Source organism: Devosia insulae DS-56, from assembly GCF_000970465.2.
Lineage (GTDB): Bacteria > Pseudomonadota > Alphaproteobacteria > Rhizobiales > Devosiaceae > Devosia_A > Devosia_A insulae.
On the sequence record NZ_LAJE02000258.1, the window covers coordinates 1 to 8,212 of the forward strand.

10 protein-coding genes, 1 tRNA gene and 1 pseudogene are annotated in these 8,212 nt (G+C 65.0%); 9 read left to right on the top strand and 3 right to left on the bottom strand.

The genetic code is table 11. The features are described 5' to 3' along the window. Both VW23_RS18360 and VW23_RS18365 read right to left on the bottom strand, forming a co-directional pair. Positions 1 to 224 (bottom strand): annotated as a pseudogene (locus tag VW23_RS18360) (helix-turn-helix transcriptional regulator); the annotation flags it as partial. Positions 225 to 368: 144 nt separating this feature from the next. Then, a tRNA-Gly gene (locus tag VW23_RS18365) sits at positions 369 to 443 on the bottom strand. Between the two features lie 212 nt (positions 444 to 655). Here VW23_RS18365 and VW23_RS18370 point away from each other — a divergent pair. The 8 genes from VW23_RS18370 (at position 656) to VW23_RS18405 (ending at position 7,045) form a co-directional block, all read left to right on the top strand. Next, the gene (locus VW23_RS18370; protein ID WP_069910997.1) at positions 656 to 1,603 is read left to right on the top strand and encodes a thioredoxin family protein; all 948 of its coding nucleotides are present in this window, start codon (positions 656 to 658) and stop codon (positions 1,601 to 1,603) included. A gap of 140 nt (positions 1,604 to 1,743) precedes the next feature. Further along, complete coding sequence (locus tag VW23_RS18375; RefSeq protein WP_069910998.1) at positions 1,744 to 2,409, top strand: LON peptidase substrate-binding domain-containing protein; 666 nt, start codon at positions 1,744 to 1,746, stop codon at positions 2,407 to 2,409. 41 nt (positions 2,410 to 2,450) lie between these two features. After that, positions 2,451 to 2,654 (top strand): Trm112 family protein, encoded by a 204-nt coding sequence (locus VW23_RS18380; RefSeq protein ID WP_055993896.1) that lies wholly within the window; start codon positions 2,451 to 2,453, stop codon positions 2,652 to 2,654. Between the two features lie 312 nt (positions 2,655 to 2,966). Then, positions 2,967 to 3,572 (top strand): 3-isopropylmalate dehydratase small subunit, encoded by a 606-nt coding sequence (leuD, locus tag VW23_RS18385; protein WP_069910999.1) that lies wholly within the window; start codon positions 2,967 to 2,969, stop codon positions 3,570 to 3,572. A gap of 16 nt (positions 3,573 to 3,588) precedes the next feature. Then, entirely contained in the window at positions 3,589 to 3,978 is a 390-nt protein-coding gene (locus VW23_RS18390) for a RidA family protein (RefSeq protein WP_069911000.1), read from the top strand. Positions 3,979 to 3,980: 2 nt separating this feature from the next. Then, positions 3,981 to 4,415: a GNAT family N-acetyltransferase gene (locus VW23_RS18395; RefSeq protein ID WP_069911001.1), complete on the top strand. Its 435-nt coding sequence runs from the start codon at positions 3,981 to 3,983 to the stop codon at positions 4,413 to 4,415. A 16-nt stretch (positions 4,416 to 4,431) separates the two neighbouring features. Continuing rightward, the gene (gene leuB / locus VW23_RS18400) at positions 4,432 to 5,529 is read left to right on the top strand and encodes a 3-isopropylmalate dehydrogenase (protein ID WP_069911002.1); all 1,098 of its coding nucleotides are present in this window, start codon (positions 4,432 to 4,434) and stop codon (positions 5,527 to 5,529) included. Between the two features lie 112 nt (positions 5,530 to 5,641). After that, positions 5,642 to 7,045, top strand: coding sequence for a pyridoxal phosphate-dependent decarboxylase family protein (locus tag VW23_RS18405; RefSeq protein WP_069911003.1), 1,404 nt, complete (start codon positions 5,642 to 5,644; stop codon positions 7,043 to 7,045). Here the strand turns inward: VW23_RS18405 and VW23_RS18410 are convergent. Next, positions 7,042 to 7,290, bottom strand: coding sequence for a DUF1127 domain-containing protein (locus VW23_RS18410; RefSeq protein WP_069911004.1), 249 nt, complete (start codon positions 7,288 to 7,290; stop codon positions 7,042 to 7,044). The two genes, VW23_RS18405 and VW23_RS18410, sit on opposite strands and share 4 nt — an antisense overlap. A 211-nt stretch (positions 7,291 to 7,501) precedes the next feature. On the opposite strand from VW23_RS18410, the gene VW23_RS18415 reads away from it, so the two are divergent. Beyond that, the gene (locus tag VW23_RS18415; protein WP_069911005.1) at positions 7,502 to 8,149 is read left to right on the top strand and encodes a TetR/AcrR family transcriptional regulator; all 648 of its coding nucleotides are present in this window, start codon (positions 7,502 to 7,504) and stop codon (positions 8,147 to 8,149) included. Positions 8,150 to 8,212 lie beyond the last annotated feature (63 nt).

Sequence of the window (8,212 nt, forward strand, 5' to 3'; positions counted from 1 at the left end):
TCGAGGTCGGGATCGGTGGTCTTCACCGGCGCCACCCGCCAGCCGAACAGCGGGTCGTCAGGTCCGCCAACGCGAACAGCGCCGGCCCAGGCGGCGTTCTCAACCCCTGCCAGCCCGACGAGGCTCTGCATCAGGTGAGCGGCGGCAGCCTCTGATTGGCTGACGTCGAAATCCGACAGCTCATCCCAGAGCGCGTGGATCCGTTCGGCATGAGTGCTGTTCACCAAGCGCGCTTCCCTCGTCGCTGACCTACAGACAAACACAGGTGGGGCCGCAAGTAACTGACGCCGCGAGCACGCCGCAGAAAAACGAAGGCCGGGCTGTTGGCCCGGCCTTATCGTCACATCCCTGAGGTACAGGGAGGATATTGGAGCGGGCGAAGGGATTCGAACCCTCGACCCTAACCTTGGCAAGGTTATGCTCTACCCCTGAGCTACACCCGCACTCCATCGGCTCTTTACGATGCTTCGTTCCCGTGGGAAACTTGGCAGCGCCGAACCGCGCGCCTATATGCCCAATCGAAAGCGGGTTTGCAACCCATAATTCTGGTCTCATCACGCCCGGGAAAAAGCTTGCGTCCGATACCCATCGGGGCGCAAGAAAACCAAGGAAAGACAGGCCTCTCAGTGGCCCGTCGCGGCAGGAAAAGCACAGCATGTCCTTCAACGACCTCAACCCGGCCCCACAAAATTCGGCGCCTCCCGCTGGCGCCCTGATCAAGGATTCGACCGATCGCGCCTTCAAGGCAGACGTGATCGATGCCTCGCTGGAGGCCCCGGTGCTGGTGGATTTCTGGGCGCCGTGGTGCGGCCCGTGCCGCCAGCTGACGCCGAACCTCGAGAAGGTGATCAACGAAAAGGCCGGCAAGATCCGGCTGGTGAAGATCAATATCGACGAGAATCCAGGGGTCGCCGGGCAGCTCGGCATCCAGTCCATTCCCGCCGTGTTCGCTTTTGCCGGCGGCCGGCCGGTCGATGCGTTTCTCGGGGCGATCCCCGAGAGCGAGGTGCGGCGCTTTGCCGACAAGGTGATCTCGGGGGCGCCGGCTGGCCAGCCGCAGGCCGGCTCGATCGAGGAAGAGATCGCCAATGCGCTCACTGCCGCCGGCGAGGCGCTGAAGGTCGGCGACCTCAACCAGGCGGCGCAGATCTACGGCATGGTGCTGCAGCATCAGCCGGAGAACGCCCCCGGGATCGTCGGGATGGCCAAGGTATTCCTTGCCGCCGGCGAGCCGGACCAGGCGCAGGCCGTGCTCGACACCATGCCGGAAGAGGGGCGCAAGGGTGACGATTACACTTCGACGCTCGCCGCACTGAAGCTGCTCGGCGAGGCGGCGGAGCTCAGCGAAACCGACGAGCTCGCCGCGCAGCTCGAAAACAACCCCGACGATCATCAGGCGCGGTTCGACCTCGCGGTGAAATACAATGCCGAGGGCAAGCGGCTGGAAGCCGCCGAAGCGCTGGTGGCGCTGATGCGCCGCGACCGCACCTGGAACGAAGACGGGGCGCGCAAGAAGCTGCTCGAACTGTTCGAAGCCTGGGGCCCCAAGGACCCCGCCACGCTGAAGGGCCGTCGGCTGCTGTCGGCGCTGCTGTTCAGCTGAGCCATTGATTGCACTGGAGCCATGATGGCGCCAGTTTCGTATCTCGCGAGGAGCCGGAGTGGCTCCAAGTTTTTTGATTATCGCGCGGTCGAACCGGGAAAGTTTTACGACTTTCCTGACCACGCTCCCGGAGGCGCCTCGTGTTGAAGCGACCGAATTCTCCCGCCGACCTGCCCGCCAGCGTGCCGCTGTTCCCGCTGACCGGCGCCCTGCTGCTGCCCTATGCCCGGCGGCCGCTCAATATCTTCGAGCCGCGCTATGTCGAAATGATCGACCATGCACTGCGCGGCGACCGGCTGATCGGCCTGATCCAGCCGCGCGACACGTCTGAGGAAAGCCCGAAGGGCCGGGCGCCGCTGCAGCGCATCGGTACGGTGGGGCGGATCAGCCATTTCGAGGAGGTCGAGGAAGCCCGCTACTTCGTCATCCTCGAGGGGCTGTGCCGGTTCGAGCTTTTGAAGGAAATGCCGACCATGACGCCGTTCCGGCGCGGCATGATCGCGACGGATGCTTTTGCTTCGGATTTCGACCGCGAGTTCGGCGAGGAGGCGGTGGATCGGCCGCGCTTCCTCAAGATGATGCGCGACTATGCCGAGTTCGGCAATTTCGACCTCAACTGGGACGAGATCGAAAAGACCGGCACGGCCGACCTGGTCAACTTCTGCGCCATGGTCTCGCCCTATGGCGCCGCCGAAAAGCAGGCGCTGCTCGAGGCCGATACGCTCGAAACCCGGGCCGAGACGCTGATCGCCATGGCCGAGTTCGAGATGGCCAAGGGCGACGACCGGGCCTCGCCGCTCAATTGAGCGCACAAACCCCGGCAGAGGCAGCGGCCAATCTCCGCCACGTGGTGGATGTGAAGACGCTCGAAATGCTGGTCTGTCCTTTGACCAAGACCCGGCTGACGCTCTCGGCCGACGGCACCGAGCTGATCTCGGTGGCGGCGCATCTGGCGTTTCCGATCCGCGACGGTGTGCCGATGCTCAGCCTCGATGAGGCGCGGGAGATCGAGCAGGGCGACATGGGCCGTAACCTGCCGCGACTGGGGTAGGCGCGGTCAGCGGCAAGCTGCACGACTTGCGGTGTCATCCCCGCAAAAGCTGGACGCATTCTAAACACGGGGCGAGCACCACCCACCGGGTCATTCCCGCGAAAGCGGGAACCTCCGTTTTCGTGCCGGCTGCACGATCGCAAACGGAGTTCCCCGCTTTCGCGGGGATGACACCGAGTTTAGGTCGCTACCTGGTGCCAAGCTCGCCAACAGCTTCTCAGAGTCAACCAAGCCGTGGAATGCTCCAGTCGCGAACGACTTGATTCCCGGGCCCTGTTGCTTCATTACAGCCGCACCGAAAGGGGTACTGCCATGGAAAAGTTCACGAGCCTGACGGGCGTCGCCGCGCCGCTGCCGATCATCAACATCGACACGGACATGATCATTCCCAAGCAGTACCTCAAGACCATCAAGCGCACCGGGCTCGGCACCGCCCTGTTCTCCGAGATGCGCTATAATGAAGATGGCACCGAGAACGAGAGCTTCGTGCTCAACAAGCCGGCCTATCGGCAGGCCAAGATCATCGTCGCCGGCGATAATTTCGGCTGCGGCTCGTCGCGCGAGCATGCGCCTTGGGCGCTCCTGGATTTCGGCGTGCGCTGCGTCATCTCGACCAGCTTTGCCGACATCTTCTACAATAACTGCTTCAAGAACGGCATTCTGCCGATCGTGGTGACGCCTGAGCAGCTGGCGCTGCTGATGGACGACGCGGAGCGCGGCTCGAACGCCACCATCAGCGTCGATCTCGAGAGCCAGACGATCAGGGGACCGGACGGCGGTTCGCTACACTTCGATATCGATCCATCGCGCAAGCAGACGCTGCTCGAGGGCCTCGACGACATCGCGACGACGCTGAAGGCCGATCCGGCGATTTCGAGCTTCGAAGGCAAGATGGCCAGCGACCGCCCCTGGCTCTAAGCCAAAGGATACAGCCATGGTCATACACATCTCGTCCGGCTCGCCGTTCGAAGCCAAGATCGGCTACTCGCGCGCGCTCGTCGACGGCAACCTGATCTATGTGTCGGGCACCACCGGCTACGACTACAAGACCATGGTGATGCCTGAGGATGTGCGCGAGCAGGCCCGCAACGCCTTCTCGACCATTTCGCACGCGCTCGAGGAAGCCGGCTCGACCATCAAGGACACGGTCCGGGTGCGCTACTACATCACCGACATGGCCCATTACGACGGGCTGGTGGAAGTCGCCGGCAAGATCTTCGGCGATATCCGCCCGGCCGCGACCATGCTGGTCTGCGGGCTGACGCGGCCGGAAATGAAGGTCGAGATCGAAGTGACCGCGCGCATCGGCGCGCATGGCGACTGATCATGGAGATCGCGCTCAAGCTCGATCCCGACAAGGCCGATGTCGATGCGGTGCTGGAGCCGCTGCGGGCCTATAACCGCGAACATATGGGCGGCCGCACGCCGCTGCGACAGACCGTAGCGCTGCATCTCAAATCTCCCGATGGGCAGATCGTCGGCGGGCTAACCGGCACGGTGGCACTCGACTGGCTGGCCATCGACCTGCTGCATGTGGATGCCGCGTTCCGCGGCCAGGACCACGGCACGGCGCTGATGCGGCAGGCCGAGGCCTACGCCCGCGAACGCGGGCTGGCGGGCATCTGGCTCGATACATTCGACTTTCAGGCGCGCGGCTTTTACGAAAAGCTTGGCTACACCGTCTTCGGCACGATCGAGGGCCAGCCTGTCGGCTCGCGCCGCTACTTCCTTAATAAGCGCCTCGACGGCGTTTCCTCCTAACCACGAGATTTTCGATATGGCCCAGAAACTCTTCCTGCTCCCCGGCGACGGCATCGGCACCGAGATCATGAAGGAGGTCGAGAAGGTGATCGCCTGGCTCAACAGCCAGGGCGAGACGGATTTCAGCTTCGATTCGGGCCTTGTCGGTGGGTGCGCCTATGACGCGCATGGCGAGGCGATTTCGGAAGAGGACATGCAGAAGGCGCTCGCCGCCGATGCAGTGATCTTCGGCGCGGTCGGCGGGCCGAAATGGGACAAGGTGCCCTATGAAAAGCGCCCGGAAGCGGGCCTGCTGCGCCTGCGCAAGGATCTGAAACTGTTCGCCAACCTCCGTCCGGCGATCTGCTATCCGGCGCTGGCCGACGCCTCGTCGCTGAAGCGTGAGCTGATCGAGGGTCTCGACATCCTGATCGTGCGCGAGCTGACCGGCGGCGTCTATTTCGGTGAGCCCAAGACCATCACCGATCTCGGCAACGGGCAGAAGCGCGCCATCGATACGCAGGTTTACGAGACCTACGAAATCGACCGGATCGTCCGCGTCGCCATGGACCTCGCCCGCACCCGCAAGAACAAGGTGCATTCGGCCGACAAGAAGAACGTCATGAAGTCGGGCGTGTTGTGGGACGAAGTCGCGCAGGCGGTGGCCAAGGACTATCCGGATGTCGAGTTCCACCACATCCTCGCCGACAACGCGGCGATGCAGCTGGTGCGCAACCCCAAGCAGTTCGACGTGATGGTCACCGACAACCTGTTCGGTGACATCCTGTCGGATGCGGCGGCGATGCTCACCGGCTCGCTCGGCATGCTGCCCTCGGCGTCGCTCGGCGCCCCCGATGCGGTGACCGGCAAGCGCAAGGCGCTGTATGAGCCGGTGCATGGCTCGGCGCCCGACATTGCCGGCACGGGCGTTGCCAACCCGATCGCCATGCTGGCCTCGTTCGCCATGGCGCTGCGCTATTCGTTCAACCTGGTGGCGCTGGCCGACCGGCTCGAGGCGGCGATCTCGAGCGTGCTGGCAGATGGCCTCCGCACCGGCGACATCGCGCAGGACAACCGCAAGACCGTCGGCACCGAAGAGATGGGCGCCGCGATCCTCAAGAAGCTCGCCGCCTAACAGCCCTGGCGTTAGTTCGAGAGGGCCCGGTACCCCGAGGGGGTGCCGGGCCCTTGTTCATCTTGGCTTCAGGTGCGCTATGATTTCTCCGGCATATCGGGGAGGTCATATTATGACTTACGATCTACGCACATTGCTGAACCGCGCTGTCGACCATGCCGTCGACTATCGCGCCTCGCTCAACGACCATGCCGGGCGCCCGGACCACGGCTACGCCGAAATGCGCGACCGGCTGCTCGAGCCGGTGCCTGAACAGGGCGCCGCGCCGCTCGATGTGCTCGAGGAGCTGGTCCGGCGCAGCCAGGGCGGGTTGATGCCGATCACCGGGCCGCGGTTCTTCGGCTGGGTGATGGGCGCCTCGCATCCGGCGGGGGTCGCCGCCGACTGGCTGGTCAGCGCCTGGGGGCAGAATGCCGGCTATCACACCCCGACTCCGGCAGCCGCCGCGATGGAGGAAGTGGCTGAGCGCTGGCTGCTCGATATCCTCGACCTGCCGCGCCAGAGTTCGATCGGCTTTACCACTGGGGCCACCGTCGCCGGCGCTGTCGGGCTCGCCGCGGCGCGCACCCGGGTGCTGCTCGATGCCGGCTGGGACCCCGATGCCGATGGCCTGTTCGGCGCGCCACCGGTGCATGTGCTGATCGGCGACGACGCACATTCCTCGATGTTTTCGGCGCTGCAGCTGATCGGCTTCGGCTACCGCCGGCTGATCCGCGTTGCTACCGATGGGCAAGGCCGGATGAGCGTGGCAGCGCTCGACGCGGCGCTCAGGGGCCTGAGCGGCCCGAAGATCGTTATCGCCCAGGCCGGGCAGATCAACACCGGCGCCTATGACCGGTTCGAAGACATCATCCCGATTGCCCACGCCGCCGGCGCCTGGGTGCATGTCGACGGGGCGTTCGGGCTGTGGGCCCGCGCCACGCCGGCGCTCAAGCACCTGACCACGGGCATCGAGGCGGCGGATTCCTGGGTCACCGACGGCCACAAATGGCTGCAGGTGCCGTATGATTCCGGCTTCGCCATCGTGCGCGACCGTGAGGCGCATCAGCGCGCCATGACGCAATGGGCAAGCTACCTGCCGACCATCAGCCCGACCGACCGGGTGCCCTCGGCGTTCGTGCCGGAACTGTCGCGCCGGGCCCGTGGCACGCCGGTTTGGGCGATGCTGAAGACGCTGGGGCGGCAGGGCGTGGCGGAGCTGGTGGAGCGGCACTGCGCGCTGACCAAACGGATGGCGGAGCGGCTGAGCGCCGAGCCCGGCATCAATCTTCGCAACGAGGTGACCATCAACCAGCTGATCGTCGATTTCGGCGCGGGCGACGCGGCGACGCGCAAGGCCCTGACCGAGGCGGTGATTGCGGGCGTGCAGGCCGGCGGCGTGTGCTTTGCCGGCGGCGCTGCCTGGCATGGCGACTGGGTGATGCGGATTTCGGTCACCTCAGGCGCCACCACCGAAGCCGACATCGACCTTTCGGCCGATGCCATCATCGCCGCCTGGCGGGCAGTGCGGGGTTAGCGATGGTCGGGTTTTCGCATCGGATTGAACAGCACCGAGCTGCGCTTGCCATCGAGCGCATCAAAAATGTCGCCGGGCTCAATCCCCATGTCGCGCAGCAGATGCGGCTGCATGCGGCTGAGACCGGTCAGGGTGGCGCGTTCCCGGTGCCGCTGCAGCGCGCGGCGCAGCAGGCGCCGGATGAAGCCGGGATCGGTATTGTGGCGGATGGCCAGCGGGCTCTCATCCAGGTCGATGGTCGTCATCGTCAAATTCCTCAGCGCGCCCCGCTTTCAACAAAACATATGATGACTTCGGTCGGGACGATAGCGAGTGCGTGGTGCGGTTCGCGCGCCAGCGGAATTAGCAAGCCACAACAACTTCGTAGTCCGGCGCATGGCCGTCGGGGTGAGATGCCGGGATGGGTCGATCGGCCCGAGAACTGCACCGGCGGTACGGTTTTCTGGAGGAACCAGCATGCGTAAAGGCAATGCAACGCGCGAGCGCATCCTCGACATCGCCGAAGCCGGCGTGCTCGCCAAAGGTTTTGGCGCCACCTCGATTGACGAGATCATCGCCGAGGCGGGGATCACCAAGTCCGGCTTCTTCTATCACTTCCACGACAAGAACGAGCTGGCGCGCGGCCTGCTCGCCCGCCACCGCGGCCGCCTCGGGCAATTGGTCGACGAGATCTTCGGCCGGGCAGCCGAGCTCAGCGACGATCCGCTGCAGCAGCTGCTGATCGGGCTGACGCTGTTCGCCGAGCACATGGCCGCGATGCCCGGCGGACATCCCGGCTGCCTCGTCGCGACGATGAGCTACCAGGACCAGCTGTTCAATCGCGAGGTGCGTGCCATGGTCAGCTCGATCGTCGAAGACTGGAACGGCTTCTTCCGGACCATGATCGAGAAGATCGTCGCGGCCTACCCGCTGCGCGAACCGGTGGACCCCGGCCGCATCGCGCGCAACATCACCTGCGCCATTGATGGCGGCATCATCATGAGCAAGTCGCTCGGCGACCCCTCAGTGCTGCCCGAGCAGATGCTGATGGCGCGCAACTACGTGAAGATGCTGTTCCAGCCGGCGGCGCTGCACGCCGTGCCGCGCGAGGCGCTGGCGGCTTGACCTACTCCGTCCTGGGCCAGCTGTCGTTCCATCGAAACAGGTGAGTTCCCCTCCGCCTTGAGG

Excerpts from the sequence above, each read along its gene's own strand:
- VW23_RS18370 (WP_069910997.1), top strand. The coding sequence starts at position 656 with ATGTCCTTCAACGACCTCAACCCGGCCCCACAAAATTCGGCGCCTCCC.
- leuD (WP_069910999.1), top strand. The coding sequence starts at position 2,967 with ATGGAAAAGTTCACGAGCCTGACGGGCGTCGCCGCGCCGCTGCCGATC.
- VW23_RS18390 (WP_069911000.1), top strand. The coding sequence starts at position 3,589 with ATGGTCATACACATCTCGTCCGGCTCGCCGTTCGAAGCCAAGATCGGC.
- VW23_RS18395 (WP_069911001.1), top strand. The coding sequence starts at position 3,981 with ATGGAGATCGCGCTCAAGCTCGATCCCGACAAGGCCGATGTCGATGCG.
- leuB (WP_069911002.1), top strand. The coding sequence starts at position 4,432 with ATGGCCCAGAAACTCTTCCTGCTCCCCGGCGACGGCATCGGCACCGAG.
- VW23_RS18405 (WP_069911003.1), top strand. The coding sequence starts at position 5,642 with ATGACTTACGATCTACGCACATTGCTGAACCGCGCTGTCGACCATGCC.
- VW23_RS18410 (WP_069911004.1), bottom strand. The coding sequence starts at position 7,290 with ATGACGACCATCGACCTGGATGAGAGCCCGCTGGCCATCCGCCACAAT.
- VW23_RS18415 (WP_069911005.1), top strand. The coding sequence starts at position 7,502 with ATGCGTAAAGGCAATGCAACGCGCGAGCGCATCCTCGACATCGCCGAA.